Here is a 24,064-nt window from a genome sequence, read left to right as displayed (position 1 = left end):
TATTCAAAGGCAAATTTTATAACGCATTACTCATCACCGGAGGACACAACTATGTTAGCCGCACTACTTCACGGAATCGCCTTAGCCTTTGGATTAATTCTTCCGCTTGGCGCACAAAATGTTTTTGTATTTAACCAAGGTGCCTCACAGCCACAGTTTAAAAAAGCCATCCCAGTTATTATTACGGCCGCTTTATGTGACACCCTTCTTATTTTATTAGCCGTGTTAGGTGTTTCCGTTCTTGTGTTTGCCATCCCTGTTCTGCAGACCGCTTTATTTGCTGTGGGACTTGTATTCCTTTTGTATATGGGATGGTCCATCTGGAGAAGCACACCTACCTCTTCATCCCAAGACGCAGCACCTCTATCTTCAAAAAAACAGATCTTATTTGCGATTTCCGTTTCTTTATTAAATCCACACGCGATCATGGATACGATTGGGGTTATCGGCACCAGCTCCCTTAGTTACACTGGCATAGACAAAGTTACATTCGCCGTTTCGACTATCCTTGTTTCTTGGATTTGGTTCTTTGGGCTTGCTGTAGCAGGAAAGACCGTAGGACAAATAGATTCAAGCGGCAAAATCATGCTGATCATTAATAAGATCTCTGCGATTATCATTTGGGTCGTTGCAGCATATATTGCTTACAAGCTTTTTCAGATGTAATAAAAGAAAGTCCATCCCTATAGGGATGGACTTTTGTTAATATCTATACATATTCTTGTCCCTACATTCAGTTCACTATATGAGAGTCATAAGCCGTACACCAAATCGTCGTATAATTAAGTCCAATTTACACCATAATGTACTAGAATTTTGACTTCTTGTTCGGAATGCTGTACATTACAAAGTGGACGAACAATAATCAAACCAAAATACTATAATGTTCGCATTTAGAGGTGTATATAATGAAAAAAGTATTCGATTATGAAGATATTCAGTTAATTCCTGCAAAATGTATTGTAAATAGCCGTTCTGAGTGTGATACAACAGTCACCTTAGGTGGTCATACTTTTAAATTACCTGTGGTACCTGCAAATATGCAAACCATCATAGATGAGAAGATCGCCAGCTTCTTAGCTCAAAATGGCTACTTCTACATTATGCATCGTTTTGAGCCGGAGAAGCGTACGTCTTTCATCAAGGACATGCACACCCGCGGATTAATCGCATCCATTAGTGTCGGAGTCAAAGAAGAAGAATACGATTTCGTTGAACAATTAGCTAACGAACAGTTGATTCCGGAATTCATTACGATCGATATTGCACATGGTCATTCCGAGGCTGTCATTCGAATGATCAAACATATTAAACAATATCTACCTGCTAGTTTCGTTATTGCTGGAAACGTGGGAACTCCTGAAGGCGTTAGAGAATTAGAGAACGCTGGGGCCGACGCTACTAAAGTGGGAATTGGACCAGGGAAAGTATGTATCACGAAGATTAAGACAGGATTCGGAACAGGTGGCTGGCAATTAGCCGCACTGCGCTTGTGTGCCAAGGCTGCAAGTAAGCCTATTATCGCTGACGGAGGTATTCGGACACACGGTGATATCGCCAAGTCCATTAGATTTGGTGCTTCCATGGTCATGATCGGTTCCCTATTTGCTGGGCATGAAGAATCTCCTGGTGATACCATCGAGATCGATGGAAAGCTGTATAAAGAGTACTTCGGCTCCGCTTCTGAATACCAAAAAGGTGAAAAGAAGAATGTTGAGGGCAAAAAAATAGTTGTCGAGCACAAAGGTGCTTTAGCAGAAACCTTGAGAGAGATGGAGCAAGATCTTCAGTCCTCGATTTCTTATGCTGGAGGCAATAAATTAGAAGCTATTCGTAAAGTAGATTATGTTATCGTTAAGAATTCCATTTTTAATGGTGACAAGGTCTATTAATAAGCATAAACGAGAAATATAAGAAAGTATCGTGTGAAACTTATACTTTCTTATATTTTAAAAAAGAGGTGAGTAAGACGACTTAGGTCGTTCTTGCTCACCTTTTTTTAGGTTGTTATGATTTCTGCTATACCACTTTGGGGTAATCATCTAATAGGCTATTAGATTGAACAAGAGAGGATAATCCCTATGCGGCAAGCTATGATTATTATTAACCCCTCATCTGGTAAAGAAGAAGCTGGCGAATATGTCAGATATGCAGAAAGAGTTCTAGCTGATCAAGGCTACTTGGTTACGATTAAGGAGACGGCAAAAGAACTAGATGCAACTCGTTATTGTATCACTGCCTGTGAGGAGTGTTACGATCTAGTCGTCTCCATTGGCGGGGATGGCACGCTTCACGAGACCATTAATGGTCTTATGAATCAGAAACAACACCCAAAGTTAGGTGTAGTCCCTTTAGGAACGGTTAATGATTTTGCCCGCGCGTTACAGATTCCATTGAATCCCGAAATAGCCATTCAAACCCTTGCTTCCTCTAACGTAAAGACAGTAGATATTGGTTGCTTGAATGACCGCTTATTCGGAAATGTTGTTGCTGTAGGTTCAATCGCCGGATCTTTATCCTCCGTTTCAATCGAAGAGAAAACCAAGCTCGGCTCATTGGCATATTTGAAAGAGGGCCTAAAACAACTTACCAGCACTTCCCCCCACCCTCTTGTCATTCATTATGACGAGAAGACATGGCAAGGCGATTCCCCGCTTTTTCTCGCCGTGTTAACCAACTCCGTTGGCGGCTTCGAGAATCTGATACCTGATGCTGCGGTTGACGATGGACTGCTTCACTGTTTTATTATTCAAGACCTCAGTATACTCAATACCATTACAGCCAGTATTTCTTTACTACTTGGCAGCCTTAAGGATCATAAAGACGTTGTCTATTTCACGGCCCAGAATGTGACTGTGAGCTCTCCAGAAGCCGTAAGAACCAATGTGGATGGTGAAGAAGGTCCGATTTTACCCATTACTCTAAGTGTTCTCCCTCGTCATATCCAAGTCATTGTGCCGGAAGTAGACTAACAAATAAAAAGCAGTCCGGAACTCAAAAAGTTCCAGACTGCCATTCATTTATGGATACCCCGTTCCATATCTCCTTCTAATCAAATAACTAAGAAGTAAATTCTATTCCGCTACAATAAACTTTTTACTTAATAACCACATTCCGCCGCTAATCCCTAAGAAATAGATGGGCATCGTCAGTAATGAACCATTATGCAGGGCGCTCATTCCCCATGTCGCCAAACTAACTAATAAGTAATATCCCAAACTGAAGATCGCACCTGCTGTTCCCACAACATCCTGAAAATTGACAAGCGCAAGACTTAGACAATTAGGTAAAGCGATACCGGCCCCCATTAACATGACAAAAAGGGTTATTAGAATGCATACCATCAACATCATATTCGGCAACGAGGCAAGGCTGCTTACGATTGTTAATAGCAAAGCCCCGCTGGTCATCACTAAACAGCCGATGTGAATTATTTTTTCTGCGGCATAGAGACTCAATAATCTCTTGGACATCATTGCTCCCACTATCGATGCTAAAGCCACAACAATGCCTAGAAAACCATATACTCCCGGTGAAATGTTAAAGTGTTCAATAAATATAAAGGGTGCTTCCGCATAGTAGCTAAATAAAACTCCATTGATGCCCCCGATCAGTAACCCAAACACTAGTACACGTGGCAATGAGAGCATTCTTTTAACGATAGGTAGAATAGCCACCTTTTTTCTCACGGAAACATCAGTCGTTTCTGGCAGCTTCCAAAAAGCATACACAAATAACAACACACTCATCATCACTAATGTAAAGAAAACCGCTCGAAAACCAAAAGCTTGATCCACCCATCCGCCAATAAGCGGCCCTACTGCTGGAGTAAAAGCGATCACCGCCGAGATTTGGGCAAACATGGCATGCCGCTTATTCCCGGATACACTCTCCCGAAGAATGGTTTGCGTAATGATAGAGCCAGTTGCTGCTCCAAATGCTTGAATGAAACGGCTGACCAGAAGTAGAGTAATGGATTCCGAGTAAAAACACATCAAGCTTCCAACACCATATACAATGAGGCCACCCAGCATGGCAGGTCTCCGTCCGATGAAATCAGAGAGCCAACCCCAACACAAAACACCTAAAGCAAATCCGATAAAATATATACTTAATGTTAACTGTACAGAACTATTAGAGACCCCAAGTGCTACCGCAATATCCGGCAACGATGGAGTGTAGATCGTCTCACTAATTTGCGGAAAAGCCACAAGAACAATCATTAAAAGTAAAGATGGTGCTGCATATTTTTTCATATTAAATTCGCCCTCCTACAAGCTTATATCCTCGAACAACAACAAGAATATGAGCCTAGCTAGGGAAATGGGGGCATCATTATGGCAAGACGACTATAGATCATCATGTTCGATATTACCTTTCATTGTTAAGTTTTCTTTGTTATATAGGAGGGTTTCAATGATTCAACTAAAATATCATTATATACGGTAATAGAAAAGCTCTCAAACGAAACGCATCGCCTGAGAGCATATTTATGTTATGAGTTTTGTTCCGATAATCCATTTACAGTTATACCAGCGGCGCTGGACTTCTTTTTATCCTGAGAAGCATGTAGCTTTACCATCACAAATCGTGCAAAAGGTTGGATCACTATACTTTCAGCGATCAGTACAATTAGGAAATTTCTTGGCCAATTCGCTAAGAAGTGATTGAACGTTTCAGAACTCAACCCGTTTCCGATGATGTCTCCAATAAAGGTCATCACAAATGACATTCCTAGTACGGTGAAAAGAATACGAAATAGAATTTTGGCGTTGAAGCTATCGCTAGGTTGTGTGAATTTAGCTGTCAGCTTTTCTGCGATACGCCCAATAACAACAGGCTCTATAATCATAACAATGACCCAAATGATCGGAAACACCTTAAGGATCGATAAAGCAACTTCCCCATTAAATTCTCCAACCGCTAAAATGATATTTAATGAAGACATAAACAGAACGGTTAGTGTACAAATAATTGCACCGTATAATGCCCCCTCTTTGCCGTTTCTCGGTAATCTTGTTTCTAGATTCATGATGTTCTTCCTTTCAAAATTGTCGGTAATAGTTTCGCAATAGTCTTTAAAGGTGCGGTAGATCGCTGCGTTTGACACAGCATGATCGCACCCTCAATCGAGGTTGTCAGCAATAAAGCAATATCAGAAGCTAGTTCATTCGAGAAGCCTTCAGATGCAAGCTTCGTGTAGTAAATAGTCTGAATGTTCTCATAAAGTGAGTTACATGCTTGGCGGACAGGCTCACTGACCGTAGCCATTTCACTGACAATACTGCTAAATGTATAGCCTGTAAGCTTGCCCTCGGTTTCCAAGTTGTGAATTAACTTATTAAGCATGAATTGCGTGGCCTCTTGTGTAGAAGAATGCTTTTTGAAAATGTCCTCCATATCTATTGTTATTGCTTCCTTTAGGCTTTTTAGACAAGCAATTAATAGCTCTTCTTTTCCATTTGGAAAATGATGATAGAGCGCTCCTTTGGTAACATCACAAGCTTTTAAAATTTCACTAACGCCTACACTCTTATAACCTTTTTGTTGAAAAAGGAGTGTCGCCTTCTCAATCATTAGTGATTTTGTATCCATAATTACGTACCCCCCAACATACCAACCGGTCTGTTTGTAATTATAACAACATAATATCCGTTAATGTAAGTGTTTTTTGCTTTTTTTCAAAAAAAGCATTGAAGTTTTCATAAAATACAGCAAAAAAATATCCTAGTCATGTTGTGCCGGAGGAGGCAAAGTTGCCGTTGCACATGGATTAATGTTATCATTCTGATGAAGTTATCTTACTTTAAATATGAAGGAGGAATACCTAATGAAAAAGAGATCCCTAAAATATTTATCTTTTGGTATTGGGTATTCTACTGCTGTTTTTTTCTAGAATTAATGATTGATAGGATAAGTTTGTCAAAAATTAAAACTAAAAAACAGTGGAGATATATAACCTAGCTATCGTTATGTATCTTCTATTTAAAGGAGACTTCATAAAAATGAACTTAAATAATCATGTGATCACAAGATATAATCCAGAAAATATTGCGAAACCCGTTGGTAACTACAGTCATGTAACAAAAATAAGCAGAAACGCTGAAATGTATGTATTTTCTGGTCAAATTGGAATCGATCAAAACAGTAATATCCCTACAGATTTTAATCAACAAGTAACAAACACGATGAGTAATATTGTGGAAGTCCTCTCTTCTCAAAAGTTGACTCCCGATAACGTAATCAAAATTAACATTTGGGCCACAGAAGAAATCGATTGGGATCATTTCTATGGAATTTGGAATAAAGTATTCGGGATGACGCCTCCTTCAATGACCATTGCTTATGTTAAAGGATTAGGTTTACCTGAATTGAAAATCGAATTAGATGTTTGGGCTGCAGGATAAACTATATTAAGCAGGACTAATTTAAAATACTGTACGCAAAACGAGCCTTAGAAGCAATTCTAAAGGCTCGTTTTTGTAATCTGACAGCAAAAAGAGCTCAGTCTCCTGAGCCCTTCAAATACATTTCTATCTTTTTATATCTGAAGAATTGTCCCAACCTTCAACGTTCTCGAACCCCGGAATGCTGTCTTTATAGAAAACAGGATCCTTCCCTTCACGTTTCTGCTTTTTATAATCCTTCAAGGCGGCAAAGGCCACTTTAGATAATAGCAGGATGGCAATCAAATTCACGATAACCATGAAGCCCATAAATAAGTCGGCCAAATCCCATACCAATTGAACCTTTGCTACGGAACCAAAAATAATCATTGCCAAAACACTGTATCTATAGAATAGTAATACCTTTTTGTTGGAATTCAAAAATTCTATATTGGTTTCACCGTAATAATAATTTCCAATTAACGTGCTGAAAGCAAACAAAAAAATCATAATCGCTAGTGATCCGGATGCCCAAGAACCAATATGCTCGCTTAATGCGGCTTGTGTCAGCTTGATTCCGTCCAGCCCTGGCTGCTTATAGGCATCAGACAACAAGATAATGAACGCCGTACTCGAACAAATAAGTAACGTATCTGTGAGTACGCCTAGCGCTTGCATTAGCCCTTGCTTCACCGGATGACTCGTAGTTGCCGTTGCCGCAGCATTAGGCGCACTACCCATACCCGCTTCGTTAGAGAACAAACCACGCTTCACGCCCTGTAGAATTACTGCACCAAGAGAGCCACCAGCGACTTGTTCAAATCCGAAGGCACTTTTCACAATGAGTGCGAAAACTCCTGGGAGTTCTGTAATATTAATCAGCATAATAATAAGAGCAGCCCCAATGTAGATTCCTGCCATTACCACTACAATATATTCGGACATTCTTGCGATACGCTTAACACCGCCAAAGATAACCAGTGCAAAGGCAGCAGCCATTACAAGCCCAAGAATGGCCCGATTGGTGCCAAATGAATTCTCAAAGGCCACTGTGACCGTATTCGATTGGACCGCGTTAAATACAAGCCCGAAGGATAATGTAATCAGAACCGCGAATATCGCACCCATCCAGCGCTTATTCAGGCCTTTCTCCATATAATAGGCAGGCCCACCGCGAAATCCGGTCTTATCCTTCACTTTATATACCTGTGCCAAAGTGCTTTCTATAAAACCGGATGCTGATCCAATAATGGCAATCACCCACATCCAGAAAATAGCCCCTGGACCACCTATGGCAATAGCAATTGCGATTCCCGTTATATTACCTGTTCCTACCCTCGCCGCCATACTAATGCAGAAGGCCTGGAAGGATGAAATACTATCTTTTGACCTTTCATTGGATCCTTTAAGAACCCGAAACATTTCTTTGAACATACCAAACTGTACAAATTTCGATCTTACGGTGAAATAAAGTCCACAAGCAATAAGAAGGATCACCAATATTTTCGACCACAAAAAATCATTTGTTACGCTAATCATACTATCTAAAAATTGTTGCATGTAATTCCGCCTCTCCATTCTGTCGATACCAAGTTGCTAAGCTTATAACACATAGTATTTTCAAATATAACAGTCATTATTTCAAATGCCAATAAAAATTGTAACTTTCATAACATCTCTTGTCAGTGGGTTTCGCATACTTTTCAGAATTATGGTAGAAAATACTATTCATATCTGAAGAGAAGTGGAGTTTTGTCATATGGATAAGGAAAAAGAAGATATGATTTTAACGGATCGACAGGGACATCCCATTACAGATAATCAAAATATACGAACGGTAGGGAATCGCGGACCGTCGACGCTCGAAAACTACCACTTTATCGAGAAAATATCTCATTTTGATCGAGAGCGTATTCCGGAACGTGTGGTGCATGCTAGGGGTGCAGGAGCCCACGGGTATTTTGAAGCTTATGGAAAAGTAGGCGATGAACCCGTCTCGAAGTATACGCGTGCTAAGCTTTTTCAAGAAGCAGGCAAAAAAACACCTGTATTCGTAAGGTTTTCAACAGTGGTTCATGGCGTGTACTCTCCGGAGACCTTTCGTGATCCACGTGGCTTCGCCACAAAGTTCTATACAGAGGATGGAAACTGGGACTTGGTCGGAAACAATCTGAAGATTTTCTTTATCCGTGATCCGCTGAAATTTCCTGACATGGTGCATGCTTTCAAGCCAGATCCCGTGACCAATCTGCAAAACCCAGAGCGGATGTTTGATTTCGTATCGAACTCTCCTGAAGCTACTCATATGATTACATTCCTGTTCTCTCCTTGGGGGATTCCAGCCAACTATCGGCAGATGCAGGGGTCTGGAGTTAATACCTATAAATGGGTGAATGAAAACGGCGAAGCCGTCTTAATCAAATACCATTGGGAGCCGCTGAAACATGGCATTAAGAATCTAACTCAGCAAGCCGCTGAGGATATACAAGCCAAAAACGTCAGCCATGCTACGCAGGATCTATATGAGGCTATTGCGCGTAAGGATTACCCTGAATGGGAGCTTTGTGTGCAAATCCTAAGTGACGATGAACATCCTGAGCTCGATTTTGATCCACTCGATCCTACTAAGCTTTGGGATCATGAACGTTTCCCATTTTTACCTGTAGGGAAGATGGTTCTGGATCGAAATCCAGACAATTATTTTGCCGAGGTCGAACAGGTCGCTTTCGGGACTGGAGTTCTAGTAGACGGTCTGGATTTCTCGGATGACAAGCTGCTGCAAGGCCGGACGTTCTCCTATTCGGATACTCAGCGGCACCGGGTGGGCGCCAACTACATTCAATTACCGATCAATGCTCCAAAGACAAGGGTAGCGACGAATCAGCGGGATGGGCAAATGACTTATCATGTGGATAAGGCGCCTGAGCAAAACCCACATGTGAATTACGAACCTTCCTCGCTTGGCGGGTTAAAGGAGGCAGCTCCTTCTGGCAAAGATCATCAACCGATGTATAATGATCGACTAGTTCGCGACAAAATTAGTCGGACAAATGACTTCGGGCAAGCTGGTGATACCTATCGCAAGTTCGAGGATTGGGAACGGGATGAATTGATTCATAACCTGGTCGATGCCCTAAAAATATGTGCGCCTGTGATTCAAACCAATATGATTGAACATTTTACAAAAGCTGATCCAGACTACGGTCGCCGAGTGGCTGAAGGTCTTGCTCAAGCCAAAGCTGACCACAAGCATCTAGGTACTTCAGAGAATCGAGACGGCGCGGAAATTGCGGAGCAATCCGGTAAACAAACCGATGGCTATTAGAAGTTAAATGAAGGGTTAAGGGACCTGTTATAATGGTTCTTTAACCTTTTTTTGATTTTAAGAGCTTTCGCTTTGCCATATTCACGTAACATATGAACACTATGATTATTGTGTAGCTAAGATCATAGGAGGAACAAACCGTGCAAAATACAACCATATTAATTACCGGTGGAACCGGATCTTGGGGACGACAACTCGTGAAACGGTTATTGGAAAGAGACCCAAAAGAAATCAGAATATTTTCCCGCAATGAGTCACTTCAAGTAGAACTACAACAGGAATATCATCATAATCCCAAACTAACGTTCATCATCGGTGATATACGTGATAAGCAAGAACTGATGCAAGCTTGCCATCAGGTAGATTATATCTATCATTTAGCGGCCTTGAAGCATGTCCCGATCTGCGAACAACAACCAGACAGTGCGATGAAGACTAACGTACTCGGAACTCAGCATGTGATTCAAGCCGCTATTAAACACGGCGTAAAAAAAGTAGTTTATGTTTCAACCGATAAAGCAGCGCAACCATCGAGCACCTACGGAATGACAAAATCACTCGGTGAAAAGCTAATGGTCCATGCCAATCTCAGACAAACCAAAACTCAGTTTGTATGTGTGAGAAGTGGCAATGTACTTGGCTCAACGGGTAGCGTGGTGCCTATTTTCAAACAAAGTATTGTGGATGGAGTAGACATTTCCCTTACAGATGCTAGAATGACTCGTTTTTTCTTAACCATAGATGATGCAATTACCCTACTCCTTAAAGCAACAGAAGAAAGCAGAGGCGGAGAAGTCTTTGTGACCAAAATGCCTGCTTGCAGCATTAAGGATCTTGCCCAGGTCTTAATTGACGACTTATCAACTAGCACGATCCAAATCAAGGAAACGGGGATACGTCCCGGTGAAAGCTTAAGTGAGGCCCTGATATCGGAATTTGAGAGTGCTTCTTCCATTCATCTGGATGATCACTATTATGTGATTCTCCCCCCTTTTCCTATAGAAGGTTTACAAGAAGCCTATGCCTCTTGCCCGCCTGTGGACTTCCAGAGCTATGATTCGAATCATGTGTTGATGAGCAAACCTGCGATAAAAGAAATGTTACAACAAGGTGGGTTTCTAGCATGAGTACCTCGATCGTATTTACAGGTGGAGGCTCCGCTGGACATGTATCCGGCAACCTCGTGTTGATCCCTAATTGTTTAGCAGAGGATTGGGACGTCCATTATATAGGCTCCGAACAAGGAATTGAGCGTAAGCTTTTGTCTGACTACAAGGAGGAAGTGACCTACCATCCCATTTCCACAGGGAAATTGAGACGCTATTTCGATTGGAAGAATGTGACCGATGTATTCAAAATCATGAAGGGCATCTTTCAATCTTACCGACTCCTACGAACCATCAAACCAAGTGTGATTTTTTCTAAAGGTGGATTTGTTTCTGTACCGGTCGTGATTGGAGCCAAACTTAACAAAGTGCCCATCATTATTTATGAACCAGACTTAAATCTTGGACTAGCTAATAAAATATCACTTCCGTTTGCCACTCATCTGTGTACAAATTTTCTGGATACTGTAACCAAATCTGCTTCTCTCAAGGCCGTTCATGTGGGACCGCTCTTGAAGGAGCAATTCAAATTAGCTGATAAACAACGTGGTTTAGCCTTTTGCGGATTCACTTCTGCTAAGCCTGTTCTTCTTATTATGGGAGGAAGCCAAGGGGCACACAGCATTAACCAAATGGTGAACAATGTACTCGCTGAGTTGATAAATAAATTTCAAGTGGTTCATATTTGCGGGGAGGGAAAGGTTGATTATCACCTCTCGATGTCAGGCTACAAATCGTATGAATTCATTACAAGCTGTGAGCTGCCGCATTTATTAGCTATGGCGGATGTTGTCGTATCCCGTGCAGGGTCAAATTCTATGATGGAGCTTCTTTCTATGCAAAAGCCAATGCTATTAATTCCCCACACGAATGGTGGCAGCCGCTCTGGTCAACTTGCCCAAGCGCAGTATTTTCAACAAACTGGACTCGCTGAAATGTTACTTGAAGAAGAGATGACCACTCAAAGCTTTGTTCATTCGATAATGAAGGTATACGAGAACCGCTCTACTTACAAAGATAAAATGAAACCTTATGAGAATGGCAGAGGAGCCTTTAAGGTAATGAACTTAATCAAACAAGTAAGCGGCGAGGATTTAACAATGATCAAGGCAGGTACGGTTTAGATGGGAATGAAGCTAGCGAATTGGTTACTCCTCTGCTTTATCGCTGTCGTCTGTATTTTGGTTTATTTTGGACAAAGGGTCCTATAATAAACATTTCTAAATTGTACCGAGCTTTCTGGGGATGGGTATAATTAAAGCATCCACAATTTTAGGGGGAGAAACTCATGAAAAAGCATCCCGCGTTAGAAATGTATGATTATAATGTATGGGCCAATCAAACGATCATCCATCGCTTAAAGGAGTTGCCTAAAGACATTTATCATAAGGATATCCAGAGTGGTTTTTCTTCGGTAGCAAAGGTTGTGACGCATATTTATGTCGTGGAGAATATTTGGTTTGACTTGATTTCAGGGCGAACTAGGAATGAAGCTAAAGCATCAGCTGCCCAATTAGAGCCCTTGTTAGCAATAAAAGATATTGAAGAAATGGATGTCCTCTATCGTGAGCTAACCAGCAAAAATAAAATGGTGTTGGCTAGTCAAATAGATAAGGACCCCACCGTTGTGTTAGATCATCCAACGATGGGATCACTTGAGACATCCATTTCCGGGGCTATCTTCCACGTTGCTAACCATGGCAGCTATCACCGTGGGAATATCGGTACAATGCTGCGACAAATGGGCCATACCTCAGTACTGCAGGATTATGTTGCTTATCTTTATAACGAGTCCAAATGATCATCGAGCTATTATCTTTGAGGCATCAATTAGCTACAGATTTAAAATATTGGTAGACCTGATTTAGCTTTTTGTCATGTTTACCTTTTGGACTCTCCATATTCCCAAACTCGAAAAACTTCACTTTTTTCATACCGCAATATTGAAATAATGCTTTTCTCATCAGCACCTTATGGGAATTGTTTAACCAATATAAAGGATAAAGGGTTGGCCCCTTCATGCTGGAAATACAAACCACGGACTTCCCTTTCAGCAGCCCTTCGGGGATAAGGCCGCCCTTTTCTCTATAAGCAAAATTAGAGGCAAACATTTGATCAATATACCCGAGCAGCATGGCTGGAGGCCGCCCCCACCAGATTGGATACACAAACACAATTTTGTCGGCCTGACGAATCTGCTCACGATACTTCTCAAACTTGGGATCGATATGCATGTCTCTTCTACGTTTATTTTCGTTAAAGACCAGTACCGGATCAAATTGCTCCTCATATAGATCAAGCACCTCGATGTTCGTGATCTTTCGATTTTCATTACTTCCTTGAATGACTTTATTGAGAAAAGCATAACTTAAACTTTTATGATTCGGATGAGTATAGATGACTAAAACGTTCATTGGTCCACCTCTTTAATTATCATTTGATAACAAAATCGTATCACAATCTTTATTTAGTTGTCAAATGATAATTGTATTATGATAATTATTTTGTTAAAGTTTACACTAAGAGGTGATCGTTATGGACAAAGAAGCGTTTTTTCATAAATTAGTGACCTTTACGACGGCAGTCCATGAAGTAACATTCGACTTAACCAAAGATGTTAGACCGGAAGGTATTACGCCCGTTCAATATAGTATTCTGGAGTATATTGCGGTCAGCCAGCCTGTTACCCTCAGTCAAATTAGTGATTGTAAGAATATCTCTATGCCGAACACGAGCCGTGAGCTCAAGAAATTAACAGAAAAGAATCTTTGCGAAAAGCTGGATGTCGCAGAAGATCGGCGTAAACAAATGATTCGGTTGTCTGACGCTGGACAAGCGATGATGAACAAAGCTTTTGGGCAGATCGGCGAACGTTTCCTGGACCGGATCAAGGATTCTTCTACTGAAGAACTAGAAGAAATCAACCGAGCACTCGATGTGCTTCAGTCCAAGGTGTTTAATAGTGACAATTGAGCAGATTAAAAAACAGAGCAGCTGCCTCCATTATAGGAGAACCGTTGCTCTGTTTTTTTCGGTCGTTTATTTGGCTGATTTATCAGCCCCACATTCAGCTAAATCGCCGAATCCACTATTTCACCAGTCCGCCGATAAAGGACTCAAAATTGTCAGCCAAGCGTGTGATCTTGTATTTGTTATCACGATCAACATGAATAACCTCGGGTTCGCCATCATTTCCAAACTCGCGGTAATCCAGCATGATTACTTCATTCTCAGAAAGACAATCACAAATCACCACACCAACCTCAGGATAACGTCCATTTTCAATCACAGTCCGGCTGCCTGAAGCTCCACACAGCGACTTATTCTTATCTCGTCCAATTCCAAGGATCCCTGAAATCGTAATAAATTCTTCTGTTCCCGGAATTGGGTACCGAGTGTTATGAGGAATTCCCCCATTATGTAGCTTCATCATTTCAACGTAGTATTTTGGCAGCTTAAAAACCAGCTCTTCTTCTACTGAAGCAATCATTGCATCTGTAGGCGATTCAGAGATATATTCTGAGAACGCATACTCGCTGTCATCCCAAAAGTTGGTGGTGTCGATCGCTACTACAGGCTTCTTTGCAGGTTTATTCACAGGCTTTTTCGTAGCTTTCTTAGCCAATTTTCGTTTGATCCATCCCAAAAACTCCAAGGTGTCCTCATCATCAGGCTCTAGCTCGTCTGCAATTGTAAATGCTTTTAAAGCTTCGTCGTACCGCTTCAGATAATAATAGGAAACTCCGATACGGTAATGCCAAAGCGGGTCACCTTCACCCTCTTCTTCAATGCTCAAATACTGCTCTAAAGCTTCTTCATATTGCCCGAGATTATTAAGCGCTCTGCCCAAATGACTAGTTAGAACATAATCTCTTTCCTCTTCAGGAATTTCCGTTATTGCATCCACGATTTCTTGAAATTCATCCTCTTCATGCCAAGTATCCAATTTTTCCAATAGCTCATCACTCATCATTAATACCTCCTAGTAACGATCACTCAAAATACCTATTAGAAATTATACCATTTATAGCCTATGCCCAGCCAATCACGCATTAAAGGCGAAATTCAGTTAAAAAAACAGACCACATAGCTCTTCTGCGGTCTGTTACGTATACACAAATTCATGAGCACCCTTCATTGCTTGTTTTCAATCCTCTGCATGAACTCTTCAACGGCGCTATAGCCAAGCTGCTTCAGATACCAGTTGTTGGCGGCAGCCTCGATCAGGCCGGCTACGTCGCGGCCGGGCTGAAGCTGGATTTCAATATGCGGAATTTGGACGCCAAGATAGTCTGTGAACTTCGGTTCAAGTTCGAGCTCATTATTCAAGGAATTCTCTCGCCAAGGAGACAACTCGATGTCGAGTACAATTCGCGTCTCATCCTGAAAAGCTCTACGCCCGTACTGGCGTACAACATTGATCAGACCAATACTGCGCAGCGCTAGGAATTCGCGGGTCGTCTCGTTATGTGTGCCGAGAAGCGTCGCCGGTCCCAGCTTCTTCAGCACCACGATATCATCCGCCACAAACCGATGGCCTCTTCTAATAAGCGTATGCGCGGTTTCGCTTTTACCAATTCCTGACTTACCCCTGAGTAGGACACCTATACCAGACACGTTTACACATACCCCATGAATTGAAAGCTCTGGCGCCAGCGCCTTCACTAGATAGGTATCAATCTTTGCGATGATCTCTGTCGTCGTCTCCTGCGTCCGAAGCAACGGGATGCCCTCTTCTTCGCAGAATAGAGTTAAATAAGGAATCTCCTGCTGACCTGTCGTCACAATAAAACATGGTGGATGATACTTGACGATATTACCAATATGTAACTTGCGCTCTTCAACGCTTAGGGTTAACAGATAATTGATTTCCTTGCAGCCCAATACTTGTACCCGCTTCGTTGGGAAAAAATCAAAGTAACCCACGAACTCCAGACCAGGTCTATGCGCCTTTGAACGAGTGATTTCACGATCCATGCAGCTAGCACCTGCAAGCACTTCCAGCTTAAACGTCTCTGTAAGGCTTTGAACGGTAGTCGATTTCAATGTTGTTCCCTCCTGTGGCTGCGTATCTCAAATACGCAATACGGTTAACGGGATATATTCAACGACAAATGGGATGATTCCTGCAAAATAAACAAAAGGCGTTCAATCACCGTTAAATGATTGAGCGCCTCTCGATTAGAACGTTCTATTTACTCGTTAATGTAAGTGTTGACTCGATTTTGAATCAGCTTGCTGACGTCTTCAGCGGATTTCTGACCACTCATATATGAATCAAATTCTTCAATTGCAATTGAAACCACCTTATGATCACTAGATAAATTCCTACTTGCTCCATCTAGAAGCTGATGTAATTCTTGGATTTTACTTTCTACAGTCTCAGCATCAAACTTTTGTTCTAGAAGAGGTAGTGTTCCCGCTACTGCCTGCTGCTTAGCATCATTAAGCTGTTTCTCCACAACTCCCTTATGCAGCGGAAAACCCTGGACCACTGGTGAAGATTGCATTTCTTCGGAAAGCATGAACTTAATAAAGTTCCAAGCTTCCTCTTGAACCTTGGACTTGCTGTTAATACCTAAAGTAAAGTATGACTTAAATGGAGTTCCGTTATATTTTCCATTGACTGTTGGATTTTGATATAGTTTAAGCTTTGGATCAAGGACTTGAGAGAGGCCTGACATTGGATCGAAAAGGTTAGCTTTGCTGAACAAAGTTTTGGTATAATCGTACGAAAATTCCTCTTTAAGTACGCCTTCATCATACATCGATTTGATTTGCTTCATCATGTCTCGAAACAGATCGGAATCAAAATTAGCTTGACCTTGATCAATGAGCTTATCATAATTCGCTTCTATATACTCCGCCAACATTTGAATCGGAAATAGATTAACAAATGCTACATAATCCTCTCCAACTTGTTCCTTAAGCTTCTTAGAAATTTCTTTAAATCCATCCCATGTCCAGGTCTTATTATCGATTTTAATATTAGCTTTTTCTAACAACTCTGTATTCCCAGTAAGCGCGTCGATGACAAATGAGAATGGCATTGCATACAATCCGTCCCCATCCTGGGAGTTCTTAAAGATATTTTGATAGTACTGATTTCGATCAAATTCTGAGTCCTTATCCATCAGATCATAGAAATTAGTCAGCATGTTCTTGGCGACATATTTGTCCTGCGGCAGATCGTTCATTACGATGATGTCTGCCCCTTTGCCGGACATCATCTGTGTGCTAACCGTTTGTATATATTTCTCAACATCGCTCTTTGAGAATGATTCGCTCGATGTCATTTCCTCCGTTTGAGGTCTGGCTAGATACTCTTTGATTTCAATTTGTATATCTGGGCGAATTTTTTTATATTGCTTAACCGCCTCATCTAAATAAGGAGTTACCGCCATGGTCGCAATCTCAATCTTATTGCCATTCTGGTCTGATTGTTCATTAGTTGATCCTTCTGTACCTGATCCCACGCTGCTGCTAGAGCATCCCGATAATACGACTATCATTGCTAATAAGGATAAAAACCATCTTCTTTTCAAATTCATTCATTCCCTTCAATATACTCGGATTCGATTACCTTCCTGAAGTGGTTCACTTGATTCAATAATGATCTCATCATCAGGACTTAAGCCGCTCACAGCTACAATCTCATCCTCGGTTGAATCACCCGTTACAATATAAGCCTTGCGTGCATTAAACGTATTGCCGAGTGAGCTTTTCTTCTCCTCAATTACAAAGACATAGCTCCCTGTTGTATCTTTATGAACCCATTTCTTTGGTAACACATAACCTTTTTCATTTGACTCCTTCTTTATATCTAGACTGACTTGTTCGCCGCCTTTAATACCATCATCGGAGACAGAAACGACAACCTGATAACTCGATTTATCGGATGAATCTTCTTCACTGCTCTCTTGGGATGCAGCTTTAATCTCTTCAATTACACCGTTAACCAGTGTATTGTCTTTCTGCAATCGAACAGAAACCTTAGATCCAATCTCGAATAATGCCGTATTATCCGACTCGACAGCAAATGAAAATTCGAAGCCCTTACCACTATCCATTAAGGTCAGGATTGTCCCCCCTTGTGAAGCATTCATACTATCCTCTGCTGTAATCTTTGTGACTTTTCCATCAAAGGGGGCAGTCAGTGTCTGTTTATCCGCTTTATCTTTGCGCAGCTTATTCATCTTTCTTTGCGCCAGTTCAAGATCCATACTATCCAGTTCAAGAGCTCGCTCTGCCTTGGCAATCACCTGCTCATCACCATCTATCAAAGCATTCAGCATATCCTCCTCCAGAATCTCCCGATTTAACTGTTGTTTCTTTAGCGCCGTTTCCTCTTGATAAATCTGCTCATCCAGATCAGAGCTATTAAATGTAACGAGCTTTTGCCCCTTCTTAACCTCAGCATTCTCTTTTACATGTACCTTCACAATTTTTGAGCCAGTCTCATTCAACAAATCCACCTGCTTTCGAGGTGTTAAGACTCCACTCCCTTTAACCTGATGAACTAATGATTTCGAGGAAAGTTTCTCCGTAACTACTTTGGGCAGCGTCATCGTTTCGAGTGTGCTGCTAAAGAAAGTCAGGCCAGCCAATATCGCAAAAAACAATACAAACAAAGCAGCCGTTAATCGTTGTCGCTTAGATGTGCTTGTCATCTCATTTCCCCTATCCTTTAATTCCAGAAAGCTCTATGCCCTCAATAAAATACCGTTCCGCTAAAAGAAACAAGAGAATCATAGGCGTCATATATAAGACCGCAGCCGCAAAGGATACCCCAAGCGCATCTTCCTGTAGACGAGATAGAAAAATGGACAAGGGCTGCAAATTGGCATCCTGCAGAAAGATCAGGGGCTGCTCCACCATATTCCAGTAATCTGCAAACAGCAGAACAACAAGCGCTGCCATTCCGGGTTTAACCATAGGCAGGACAATCCTGATAAAGGATCGAAAATAACCCGCCCCATCCATTTGGGCTGCTTCCATATATGCCGTTGGAATTTGGAGCATAAATTGTCTGAGCAGGAACACACCAAACGCCGCAAATATCCCTGGTAAAATAATGGAGCTTGGACTATTAATCAGCCCTAGCCGATCGGACATGATATAGTTCGGCACAAGCGTGACCTGGAACGGCATGAGCATCGTGATCAGATACACAATAAATAAGGGCTCTCTGCCAGGAAATCGCAGCTTAGCAAATGCAAATGCCGCTAATGTTGCCACCACGACCTGACCTATAATGATTGGAAACACCATAAATACAGAGTTCCAGAACATACGAAGAAATTGCGAGGTTGAAATAAGCACCTTATAAAATTGCTCCAGCGAAACCCAATCTGGAATCAGCTTCAAATTCACAAAATCGTTCATCTGTGTATTACCTAACATGCCGTAATTCAGCATAATTTCCTTCTCCGTCATCAAGGAGCTTACCATTGTGAGCACAACCGGAAATAGCATTACCAGCGCGATTACGGCTAAGATAATAGTAAGTAGCAGTGTTCTTATCTGTTTCTTGTTCATCTACACCCCTCCCTTTACTCCATAAATGAACGGAACTTATGTTCAACTCGGAAGAGCATCAACACAATGACTAAAATGCAGAGCACCATTAAGAAAGCTGCAGCCGACAGCTTCTGAATATCGAGCGATAAGAACATATTGTTCATATAGTGCTGAAGCATATAGATACTGTCATGAGGATAGTCACCCGCAACTAAATAAATTTCCCGAAATACCTTGAATGAGTTCAGAATCGACATCAGCATCACTAAAAATCCTGTCGGTATTAAATAAATCAAGGTGATCTGGTGCTTACGAGCCCAGCTTGCACCTTCCAGGTTTGCTATCTCATAATATTGATCTGGGATATTTTGCAGTCCAGCCAAGAATAGAACCACATTATAGCCAATGTTTTTCCATACATAGATAAAAATAATGACCCCTTGCGCCCACTCTGATTTCATCCAATCGATCCGCTCAATTCCAATCCACTCTAATGCATGATTGAAAAAACCATTCCAGTCGAATAGGATCTGCCATACGAGCACAATTGACGCTACTGGAACAACCAGTGGCAGTACATATGAGGTACGCAGCCAATTCCGAAGATAGACTCGTTTGTTAAGCAGCATGGCAAGAGCAAGTGACAACAGAATAAGGATCGGAACACCAATTATTGTGAACCAGAATGTATTCCCTGCCGCCTTTTGAAAGGACGAGCTAGCTAATAGGCTCTGATAATTGGCAAACGATAACCCTGCCTCACCACTTGGATTCTCAAATGAAAATACAACACTTTGACCAAACGGAATCAAATAAAATAGCGCAAACCCGATCAAACTCGGAGCAAGAAAGCAGAACGCCACAAGAATCTCCTTGCGAGCCAAATATGAAATTCTCACAGCCTCAACCTCCTTTCGAGCTTGTTCCATACAAGCAACATGTTTACCGTACAAATAACTATTCTATAGATCAGCTTCGGTATTAATTTGGAGCAATTGTGGAAAAAGTATGGAAAAGCCCGCTTGAAAGGACAAGTTTGTTAGAATAATAGATGTATTGGTCAGGAGGTCTGTTGATGAAGAACTATCAAATCGCAATCGTTGAAGATGATTGTCATATAAGAGATATCGTTGAGAATTATTTACAGAAGGAAGGCTATAGCACCCTATCGTTAGGTTCAGCAGAAGAAGCGCTCATGTTATGGAACACAGAGCGCCCGGATATGTGGATTCTAGACATCATGCTTCCAGGTATGAATGGCTATGAATTCTGCAAACAAATTCGTAAGGAAGCCGAAGTTCCTATTATTATGATCTCTGCTCGTGATGAGGAAGTAGATAAGATACTTGGACTTGAGCTTGGAAGCGATGATTATTTAACTAAGCCTTTCAGCCCACGTGAGCTGGTCGCACGAGTAAATCGTTTATTCCATCGGCTTAACTGCCTTACAGAAAGATCAGAACAGAGTATAGTCTCTTCTAAATCAAACGACCTCATCATCGATGAGCTTCGTCTAGTATTAGATAGTCGTCTGGTTTACTGGAGGTCTAAAGAAATTGAAATGACGGTGAAGGAATTTTCATTGCTTCATACCTTAGCAGCGCAACCGAATCGAGCTTTTTCTCGCAATGAGTTGTTAACATTAGTGTGGGGGGATGACTATTTCGGTAGCGATCGGGCAATTGACGATTTAGTCAAAAGACTTCGTCGTAAAATGGAAGACCTGCCTCTTGAAACCGTTTGGGGCTATGGTTATCGAATGCGCGTGGATGGAGTGAAGACATAACATGAAACTAATCTATAAGCTTCATTTATCATTTGGAATATTACTGGTATGCGTACTCGTGCTTACAGCTACATTCGTTTATCCTCTACTAATGGACACACTAATCAATAATCAAAGAGAAGAGCTAAGATCACAAGGCAGTGCAATGATGGAGTTGGTCAATTCGTTACCTGTTCAAGACCTAACACCTTCTCAGTCAGCAGCAGCTATCGTACAGCCGGCTCAAGAAATTAATAGATCCGTCGATGCGTTACTCATAGAGCCGAATCGTAATATATTATTTAGTACAATGACTGAAGCGCAGACACAGACATGGCTACCGCTCATTGAACAGCATTCAAGTCACAATCAGCAGGATTTATGGGAAAATGGACAGGAGAAATATATTGTTGAGACCTTAACTTCTAATCCACAGAATCTTGATCCAACTAGTGCTGTAACCGCAGCCACCCTTGTCTTGTCTACACCGCTAAGCAAAGTAAAATCATATCAATCAGAGCTTTTTACAAGAATGATGTTCATTATGGTGATTGGGGGCACTATTGCCTTTGGCCTAAGTTTATTTATTACCAAACGTCTCGTTACTCCTCTTGAGAAATTAAAGCTTGAGCTCAAAAAAGTTGAAAAACGCCAATTCGATGAGGTGCAGCTCATTCAAACTGGCGGGGAAATTGGTGAGGTAGCCCAAAGTGTCCATCATCTCGCAGGAGAACTTAAACAATACCATCATGCTCAAAGACAATTTTTCCAGAATGCTTCTCATGAACTTAAGACCCCACTAATGACGATTCAAGGTTATGCAGAGGGAATACGAGATGGTATTTTCACCGGGGATCGTGCTGACAATGGTCTTGATGTCATCTCAAGTGAATGTGAACGACTTAAGGGAATTGTTACAGAGATGATCTTGTTAGCCAAGCTTGAAAGTGAAGATGGTATTTTTGATCAAGAAGAAGTGTCAGTAGAACAATTAATCGATAAAACCGCCGATCGAATACGTCCATTAGCTATAAATGAGGAAGTTGACATCAAAGTAAAGTACGAAGTGGATAACCCGAGAAAACTTCATATTCATGGAGATTCGGAAAAACTATTACAAGCAGTACTAAATATTATGAGCAATGCGATCAGGCATGCATCACAAGCCGTGGATATAGAAATTTCGGAGCAGGATGGACAAGTGCAGATCGATGTCATAGATGATGGTCAAGGTATTCCTGATCAATTACTGCCTCAGCTATTTCAGCGTTTTATTAAAGGTAAGAATGGAGAAACGGGACTTGGACTCGCCATTTCACGTGCAATTGTTGAACGGTGCGACGGTACTATATCCGCTCATAACGGAGAGCATGGTGGAGCTATCTTTCGAATGAGTTTTCCTTCAAAATAAATGTCATTCTGATCCTCAAAGACTGTCATCGAATTGAATGCAAACTCTTTCTATGATGCCGCCAGACAGCTCTATACTTTGTATGACTTTTTTGGCAAAGAGCCATACTAACCCTCACAGACTATGACTATCCCGAAGGAGAGTACTGATGAGCGAACAACAATGGCTGATTCCAGCAACCAAGGGATTGGGCTTCAAGTTGGACAAAGGGCAGATCGTCCGGGTAACCGATGTAGAAGGAGAGCAAGTAGCAGATTTCGCTGCTTATAACGCCGTTCGCCCTAATGAGCGAATTGACCCTGGTGTGACGATAGATGCTCTAGGCAAGATGAATGTGCTTCCGGGGGACATCCTCTATTCCAATCAATACAGACCACTGCTTACGATTATTAAGGATACTGTGGGCCGCCATGATTTCATTAACTCTGCCTGTCGTCCCGAGATGTATGAGGTGCTGTATAACAAAAAGAATCACGCCAGCTGCTACAATAACCTGAATGAGGCGCTGGAGGAGTTTGGCCTGCCCGCTCCCGATCAGCATTATCCGTTTAATCTTTTTATGAATACTGTCATTGATCCTTCTGGAAAAGTCAGCGTGGAGCGACCGCTTTCTAAAGCTGGGGATTATATTGAGTTGCGGGCTGAGATGGATCTGATCATTGCCATATCGGCTTGTCCCTGCTCCGAAAGTGTCTGCAACGGGTATAAATGTACACCGATTGCCGTGGAGATCCTTTAGAGTATGTCGCAAAGAGGTTCGTGCCAAATGGCTCGTCTTCTAACTTACCTACTTCTTGAATAGAATGACTTGTACAAGTTAACATCTCATTCAAGGAGCGATGACCATGAATAGCTTTTTAACCTATATCGTACTCGGAATTTCGTTATCTGCACCGATTGGTCCCATCAATGCAGCCCAGCTCGACCGGGGAGCGCGGATGGGATTTTTCCAATCCTGGATGATCGGACTGGGGGCTATGTGTGCGGATTTAGTGTATATGCTACTCATTTACTTTGGACTAGCCCACTTTCTGAATACCCCGTTTATGAAAACCTTCCTGTGGACATTCGGCAGCTTCGTTCTCCTTTATACCGGAATTGACACCTTAAAAAATATCAATGCCGTGCCTGGATCCGCCTCACGAGGTGCACAGACCGGCACTAGCGCCTTCCGTTCAGGCTTTTTGATGGCACTAATGAACCCACTCAGCATTCTGTTCTGGTTAGGTATCTACGGCTCCATTCTGGCCAAAAGCATAGAAAATCAACATTTCGATCAGGTGCTGTGGAACAGCATGGGTATTTTTGTCGGCATCCTACTCTGGGATGTGGTGATGGCGATGCTGTCTAGCTTCTTTCATCGGTTCACCGGCCCTTCTATGCTCCGGTTCATTTCCCTTGCCGCGGGGATTTGCCTTCTTGGTTTTGGCATCTACTTCGGTTCTCAGGCATTTATACAGTTGTTTGGCTAATAGGTTCAACCAGCAAGAGCTTTCCTAGGCCTTCACCCATCTCCCTCCCTTCGCATAGGATGTTTTGAACTTAACGAGG

General features: G+C 41.8%; 24 protein-coding genes. 13 read left to right on the top strand and 11 right to left on the bottom strand.

The annotated features are described in order from the left end of the window. Positions 1 to 51 precede the first annotated feature (51 nt). The 3 genes from MKX60_RS04645 (at position 52) to MKX60_RS04635 (ending at position 2,972) form a co-directional block, all read left to right on the top strand. Entirely contained in the window at positions 52 to 666 is a 615-nt protein-coding gene (locus MKX60_RS04645) for a LysE/ArgO family amino acid transporter (protein WP_076298045.1), read from the top strand. Positions 667 to 908: 242 nt separating this feature from the next. Beyond that, entirely contained in the window at positions 909 to 1,892 is a 984-nt protein-coding gene (gene guaC, locus MKX60_RS04640; RefSeq protein WP_042192907.1) for a GMP reductase, read from the top strand. Positions 1,893 to 2,081: 189 nt separating this feature from the next. Continuing rightward, a complete protein-coding gene (locus tag MKX60_RS04635; RefSeq protein ID WP_076120369.1) occupies positions 2,082 to 2,972 on the top strand; it encodes a diacylglycerol/lipid kinase family protein in 891 nt (296 codons plus the stop codon). 102 nt (positions 2,973 to 3,074) lie between these two features. Here the strand turns inward: MKX60_RS04635 and MKX60_RS04630 are convergent, their stop codons facing one another. The 3 genes from MKX60_RS04630 to MKX60_RS04620 all read right to left on the bottom strand — a co-directional run bounded on the left by MKX60_RS04630 (position 3,075) and on the right by MKX60_RS04620 (position 5,595). Continuing rightward, positions 3,075 to 4,256: a multidrug effflux MFS transporter gene (locus MKX60_RS04630; RefSeq protein ID WP_341059158.1), complete on the bottom strand. Its 1,182-nt coding sequence runs from the start codon at positions 4,254 to 4,256 to the stop codon at positions 3,075 to 3,077. 239 nt (positions 4,257 to 4,495) lie between these two features. Continuing rightward, positions 4,496 to 5,032, bottom strand: a complete 537-nt coding sequence (locus tag MKX60_RS04625; RefSeq protein ID WP_076284984.1) for a DUF2798 domain-containing protein — start codon at positions 5,030 to 5,032, stop codon at positions 4,496 to 4,498. After that, positions 5,029 to 5,595, bottom strand: a complete 567-nt coding sequence (locus MKX60_RS04620; RefSeq protein ID WP_341059156.1) for a TetR/AcrR family transcriptional regulator — start codon at positions 5,593 to 5,595, stop codon at positions 5,029 to 5,031. The genes MKX60_RS04625 and MKX60_RS04620 overlap by 4 nt, the downstream gene beginning before the upstream one ends. A 410-nt stretch (positions 5,596 to 6,005) precedes the next feature. Here MKX60_RS04620 and MKX60_RS04615 point away from each other — a divergent pair, with 410 nt between their 5' ends. After that, positions 6,006 to 6,407, top strand: a complete 402-nt coding sequence (locus MKX60_RS04615) for a RidA family protein (protein WP_076298049.1) — start codon at positions 6,006 to 6,008, stop codon at positions 6,405 to 6,407. A gap of 126 nt (positions 6,408 to 6,533) precedes the next feature. On the opposite strand, the gene MKX60_RS04610 is transcribed toward MKX60_RS04615, so the two are convergent. Further along, the gene (locus MKX60_RS04610) at positions 6,534 to 7,946 is read right to left on the bottom strand and encodes an alanine/glycine:cation symporter family protein (RefSeq protein WP_341059155.1); all 1,413 of its coding nucleotides are present in this window, start codon (positions 7,944 to 7,946) and stop codon (positions 6,534 to 6,536) included. A 199-nt stretch (positions 7,947 to 8,145) separates the two neighbouring features. On the opposite strand from MKX60_RS04610, the gene MKX60_RS04605 reads away from it, so the two are divergent. From MKX60_RS04605 to MKX60_RS04590, 4 genes are all read left to right on the top strand, one after another. Then, positions 8,146 to 9,711 (top strand): catalase, encoded by a 1,566-nt coding sequence (locus MKX60_RS04605; protein ID WP_340973482.1) that lies wholly within the window; start codon positions 8,146 to 8,148, stop codon positions 9,709 to 9,711. Between the two features lie 140 nt (positions 9,712 to 9,851). Continuing rightward, positions 9,852 to 10,838, top strand: coding sequence for an SDR family NAD(P)-dependent oxidoreductase (locus tag MKX60_RS04600; RefSeq protein ID WP_042192925.1), 987 nt, complete (start codon positions 9,852 to 9,854; stop codon positions 10,836 to 10,838). Continuing rightward, positions 10,835 to 11,941 (top strand): undecaprenyldiphospho-muramoylpentapeptide beta-N-acetylglucosaminyltransferase, encoded by a 1,107-nt coding sequence (locus MKX60_RS04595; RefSeq protein WP_341059154.1) that lies wholly within the window; start codon positions 10,835 to 10,837, stop codon positions 11,939 to 11,941. The genes MKX60_RS04600 and MKX60_RS04595 overlap by 4 nt, the downstream gene beginning before the upstream one ends. A gap of 164 nt (positions 11,942 to 12,105) precedes the next feature. Beyond that, positions 12,106 to 12,618 carry a DinB family protein gene (locus MKX60_RS04590; protein WP_341059152.1) on the top strand — a complete coding sequence of 171 codons (513 nt, stop codon included), beginning with the start codon at positions 12,106 to 12,108 and terminating at the stop codon, positions 12,616 to 12,618. 25 nt (positions 12,619 to 12,643) lie between these two features. On the opposite strand, the gene MKX60_RS04585 is transcribed toward MKX60_RS04590, so the two are convergent. Beyond that, positions 12,644 to 13,231 carry an NAD(P)H-dependent oxidoreductase gene (locus tag MKX60_RS04585; protein WP_149645498.1) on the bottom strand — a complete coding sequence of 196 codons (588 nt, stop codon included), beginning with the start codon at positions 13,229 to 13,231 and terminating at the stop codon, positions 12,644 to 12,646. A gap of 121 nt (positions 13,232 to 13,352) precedes the next feature. On the opposite strand from MKX60_RS04585, the gene MKX60_RS04580 reads away from it, so the two are divergent. After that, on the top strand, positions 13,353 to 13,790 hold the full coding sequence (locus MKX60_RS04580) for a MarR family winged helix-turn-helix transcriptional regulator (protein WP_076284992.1): 438 nt from the start codon (positions 13,353 to 13,355) through the stop codon (positions 13,788 to 13,790). Positions 13,791 to 13,905: 115 nt separating this feature from the next. On the opposite strand, the gene MKX60_RS04575 is transcribed toward MKX60_RS04580, so the two are convergent. The 6 genes from MKX60_RS04575 to MKX60_RS04550 all read right to left on the bottom strand — a co-directional run bounded on the left by MKX60_RS04575 (position 13,906) and on the right by MKX60_RS04550 (position 20,266). Further along, positions 13,906 to 14,787, bottom strand: a complete 882-nt coding sequence (locus MKX60_RS04575) for an SMI1/KNR4 family protein (RefSeq protein ID WP_076298054.1) — start codon at positions 14,785 to 14,787, stop codon at positions 13,906 to 13,908. Positions 14,788 to 14,951: 164 nt separating this feature from the next. After that, positions 14,952 to 15,863: an HPr(Ser) kinase/phosphatase gene (hprK, locus tag MKX60_RS04570; protein WP_042192937.1), complete on the bottom strand. Its 912-nt coding sequence runs from the start codon at positions 15,861 to 15,863 to the stop codon at positions 14,952 to 14,954. Positions 15,864 to 16,012: 149 nt separating this feature from the next. Continuing rightward, the gene (locus MKX60_RS04565) at positions 16,013 to 17,368 is read right to left on the bottom strand and encodes an ABC transporter substrate-binding protein (protein WP_341059151.1); all 1,356 of its coding nucleotides are present in this window, start codon (positions 17,366 to 17,368) and stop codon (positions 16,013 to 16,015) included. 9 nt (positions 17,369 to 17,377) lie between these two features. Continuing rightward, positions 17,378 to 18,487, bottom strand: coding sequence for an efflux RND transporter periplasmic adaptor subunit (locus MKX60_RS04560; RefSeq protein ID WP_076284995.1), 1,110 nt, complete (start codon positions 18,485 to 18,487; stop codon positions 17,378 to 17,380). Positions 18,488 to 18,497: 10 nt separating this feature from the next. Then, positions 18,498 to 19,355, bottom strand: a complete 858-nt coding sequence (locus MKX60_RS04555; RefSeq protein WP_076284996.1) for a carbohydrate ABC transporter permease — start codon at positions 19,353 to 19,355, stop codon at positions 18,498 to 18,500. Positions 19,356 to 19,369: 14 nt separating this feature from the next. Then, positions 19,370 to 20,266: a carbohydrate ABC transporter permease gene (locus MKX60_RS04550; protein WP_076284997.1), complete on the bottom strand. Its 897-nt coding sequence runs from the start codon at positions 20,264 to 20,266 to the stop codon at positions 19,370 to 19,372. 146 nt (positions 20,267 to 20,412) lie between these two features. On the opposite strand from MKX60_RS04550, the gene MKX60_RS04545 reads away from it, so the two are divergent. The 4 genes from MKX60_RS04545 to MKX60_RS04530 all read left to right on the top strand — a co-directional run bounded on the left by MKX60_RS04545 (position 20,413) and on the right by MKX60_RS04530 (position 23,985). Next, a complete protein-coding gene (locus tag MKX60_RS04545) occupies positions 20,413 to 21,123 on the top strand; it encodes a response regulator transcription factor (RefSeq protein WP_076284998.1) in 711 nt (236 codons plus the stop codon). A 1-nt stretch (position 21,124) separates the two neighbouring features. After that, positions 21,125 to 22,513, top strand: a complete 1,389-nt coding sequence (locus MKX60_RS04540; RefSeq protein WP_341059150.1) for a sensor histidine kinase — start codon at positions 21,125 to 21,127, stop codon at positions 22,511 to 22,513. Positions 22,514 to 22,661: 148 nt separating this feature from the next. Beyond that, positions 22,662 to 23,252, top strand: coding sequence for a DUF1989 domain-containing protein (locus tag MKX60_RS04535; protein WP_076285000.1), 591 nt, complete (start codon positions 22,662 to 22,664; stop codon positions 23,250 to 23,252). Between the two features lie 106 nt (positions 23,253 to 23,358). Then, positions 23,359 to 23,985, top strand: coding sequence for a LysE family transporter (locus MKX60_RS04530; RefSeq protein WP_076285001.1), 627 nt, complete (start codon positions 23,359 to 23,361; stop codon positions 23,983 to 23,985). Positions 23,986 to 24,064 lie beyond the last annotated feature (79 nt).

Origin of the sequence: Paenibacillus sp. FSL R5-0914 (assembly GCF_038004525.1) — a bacterium.
Taxonomy (GTDB): Bacteria; Bacillota; Bacilli; order Paenibacillales; family Paenibacillaceae; genus Paenibacillus_AQ.
Note: the sequence above shows the minus strand (reverse complement) of the source record. Positions and strands in the feature narration are given on the sequence as shown.

Coding starts and splice junctions, on each gene's coding strand:
- MKX60_RS04625 (WP_076284984.1), bottom strand. CDS start 5,032: ATGAATCTAGAAACAAGATTACCGAGAAACGGCAAAGAGGGGGCATTA.
- MKX60_RS04540 (WP_341059150.1), top strand. CDS start 21,125: ATGAAACTAATCTATAAGCTTCATTTATCATTTGGAATATTACTGGTA.
- MKX60_RS04585 (WP_149645498.1), bottom strand. CDS start 13,231: ATGAACGTTTTAGTCATCTATACTCATCCGAATCATAAAAGTTTAAGT.
- MKX60_RS04610 (WP_341059155.1), bottom strand. CDS start 7,946: ATGCAACAATTTTTAGATAGTATGATTAGCGTAACAAATGATTTTTTG.
- MKX60_RS04630 (WP_341059158.1), bottom strand. CDS start 4,256: ATGAAAAAATATGCAGCACCATCTTTACTTTTAATGATTGTTCTTGTG.
- MKX60_RS04575 (WP_076298054.1), bottom strand. CDS start 14,787: ATGAGTGATGAGCTATTGGAAAAATTGGATACTTGGCATGAAGAGGAT.
- MKX60_RS04560 (WP_076284995.1), bottom strand. CDS start 18,487: ATGACAAGCACATCTAAGCGACAACGATTAACGGCTGCTTTGTTTGTA.
- MKX60_RS04555 (WP_076284996.1), bottom strand. CDS start 19,355: ATGAACAAGAAACAGATAAGAACACTGCTACTTACTATTATCTTAGCC.
- MKX60_RS04635 (WP_076120369.1), top strand. CDS start 2,082: ATGCGGCAAGCTATGATTATTATTAACCCCTCATCTGGTAAAGAAGAA.
- MKX60_RS04645 (WP_076298045.1), top strand. CDS start 52: ATGTTAGCCGCACTACTTCACGGAATCGCCTTAGCCTTTGGATTAATT.
- MKX60_RS04565 (WP_341059151.1), bottom strand. CDS start 17,368: ATGAATTTGAAAAGAAGATGGTTTTTATCCTTATTAGCAATGATAGTC.
- guaC (WP_042192907.1), top strand. CDS start 909: ATGAAAAAAGTATTCGATTATGAAGATATTCAGTTAATTCCTGCAAAA.
- MKX60_RS04530 (WP_076285001.1), top strand. CDS start 23,359: ATGAATAGCTTTTTAACCTATATCGTACTCGGAATTTCGTTATCTGCA.
- MKX60_RS04550 (WP_076284997.1), bottom strand. CDS start 20,266: ATGGAACAAGCTCGAAAGGAGGTTGAGGCTGTGAGAATTTCATATTTG.
- MKX60_RS04620 (WP_341059156.1), bottom strand. CDS start 5,595: ATGGATACAAAATCACTAATGATTGAGAAGGCGACACTCCTTTTTCAA.
- MKX60_RS04595 (WP_341059154.1), top strand. CDS start 10,835: ATGAGTACCTCGATCGTATTTACAGGTGGAGGCTCCGCTGGACATGTA.
- MKX60_RS04580 (WP_076284992.1), top strand. CDS start 13,353: ATGGACAAAGAAGCGTTTTTTCATAAATTAGTGACCTTTACGACGGCA.
- MKX60_RS04535 (WP_076285000.1), top strand. CDS start 22,662: ATGAGCGAACAACAATGGCTGATTCCAGCAACCAAGGGATTGGGCTTC.
- MKX60_RS04605 (WP_340973482.1), top strand. CDS start 8,146: ATGGATAAGGAAAAAGAAGATATGATTTTAACGGATCGACAGGGACAT.
- MKX60_RS04615 (WP_076298049.1), top strand. CDS start 6,006: ATGAACTTAAATAATCATGTGATCACAAGATATAATCCAGAAAATATT.
- MKX60_RS04545 (WP_076284998.1), top strand. CDS start 20,413: ATGAAGAACTATCAAATCGCAATCGTTGAAGATGATTGTCATATAAGA.
- MKX60_RS04590 (WP_341059152.1), top strand. CDS start 12,106: ATGAAAAAGCATCCCGCGTTAGAAATGTATGATTATAATGTATGGGCC.